Genomic DNA, 1,468 nt, shown 5'->3' with positions numbered 1-1,468 from the left:
CGGGCGTTTGAATACTTCCTTCAAACGTCAGCTTTGCTATATCGTTTTTTCCTTTGCTTCTTTTCTCAACTTTGTTCATTTTGCCTATTGATTTTTCTTAGCAGGTTTCAGTTAAGCTTTATTATCTCTCTTGCCTTAGTATTTTTCTTTGACTTTACTTCTTGAACTGCTTTCTCAACAGTCTTTTCTTTAGGCAAATGGACTTCACTTAAATACCATTTTGAAAACTTGCACCTTATGCCTAGCCACAATGGGTGCGGACACTTTTCATTTGGCATAGCCTTCGTTGCGAGCTGATATATAGTACCATTAGGGCAATGCTTTTGGTACATCTGTATGATGAGCTTTTTGCTTTCATTGCAGGCTTTACAACTTTGCATACTGTTGCCATAAGCTAATATGAATTTCTTGTCCTTGAAATCTTTCTTAGCCATAATTTCATCTTCAATGTACTTCATATTGTCATCGTCAACTTCAAGCCCTTTTGCAGACAGCTTTGTTTTTACAACTTTTGAGAAAAGATTTATTATTGTAATCTCAGACAATCCCATATCCTGCATATGAGAGATAATATGCAAAAGGGTCGTATCATCACTATGAATATTTTCAGCGTTGCGTGTAGGGTACATCAAGACCATTACAGCCTTATCACCTTGAACGCCCTCCAATGTTTTAGTGACAGAATATGTATGCTCTCCGTCATCAGAGGACACAAGCTCAGTTTTTATTGTTGAAACAGTTGTCATCATAACAGTTCCTCCTTTGCGTATATTACGATAGCAAAATCGGGATTTGTGATGAAAAGCTTTTTGATATATCCTCCGACTTTGAGGGAATACTCACAAGGCTCGCTTTTGAAGTCGATATGCCAACGAGAAAAAAGTTTCTGAAAATCGCCGCAAATACCGACAATGCCGACAAATCCGCCGACTTTGAAATATTCTCTGTTCTCGCCATAATTCATATCGAGAATATTCAGTATCTCCCGAATGTCAGTTTTCAGTTCGGCAGGGTAGCCCTTGAGCTTGTACATTTCTTTTGCAGTTCCTAGTGTGATCATTTTGCACCTCCAATAAAAAAAGACCTATTGCCACCATGACAATAGGTCAGTATTCCTCAGCCAAAAGCATTGTTGAATGGCTTTCATCATCTATAATGTACACTTTCTCGCATATTGGGTCGACAGCGTTTAACTTAAACTTTTTCTTGTAGTTAGGCTGCTCCTGCGTATGCTCAACTATCTGTACGCTCCGCCCGTCAACATTTTCTGCATACAGCTTGAACACCTGCAAATAGTCTTTCCTCTTGACCTGCATAGTATCAATAGCCGACCACATAAATATTTGCAGCTCAATGGGTATTTTTTCGGTCACACCTCTTGTGGTGTATCGTGGGTTATCAAACATATGGTTTCCTCCTTGAAAATAAAAATTGCCCTATGCAGAGTTGTATTACTGCATAGGGTCAT

The 1,468-nt window shown here is 38.8% G+C and carries 3 protein-coding genes; all 3 read right to left on the bottom strand.

What is annotated here, in order from left to right; all coding sequences use genetic code 11:
* Nucleotides 1-107: 107 nt before the first annotated feature.
* Genes DW793_RS14185 through DW793_RS14175 form a run of 3 tightly spaced genes read right to left on the bottom strand, consistent with a single transcriptional unit; the run spans nucleotide 108 to nucleotide 1,406 of the window.
* On the bottom strand, nucleotides 108-749 hold the full coding sequence (locus DW793_RS14185) for a DUF1643 domain-containing protein (RefSeq protein WP_118158535.1): 642 nt from the start codon (nucleotides 747-749) through the stop codon (nucleotides 108-110).
* Nucleotides 746-1,060: a hypothetical protein gene (locus DW793_RS14180; RefSeq protein WP_118158534.1), complete on the bottom strand. Its 315-nt coding sequence runs from the start codon at nucleotides 1,058-1,060 to the stop codon at nucleotides 746-748. The genes DW793_RS14185 and DW793_RS14180 overlap by 4 nt, the downstream gene beginning before the upstream one ends.
* A 46-nt stretch (nucleotides 1,061-1,106) precedes the next feature.
* A complete protein-coding gene (locus tag DW793_RS14175; protein ID WP_118158533.1) occupies nucleotides 1,107-1,406 on the bottom strand; it encodes a DUF960 family protein in 300 nt (99 codons plus the stop codon).
* Nucleotides 1,407-1,468 lie beyond the last annotated feature (62 nt).

It is taken from the genome of Ruminococcus sp. AM31-15AC (genome assembly GCF_003462045.1).
GTDB lineage: Bacteria > Bacillota > Clostridia > Oscillospirales > Ruminococcaceae > Hominimerdicola > Hominimerdicola aceti.
This window is presented reverse-complemented; position numbering and strand designations above follow the sequence as displayed.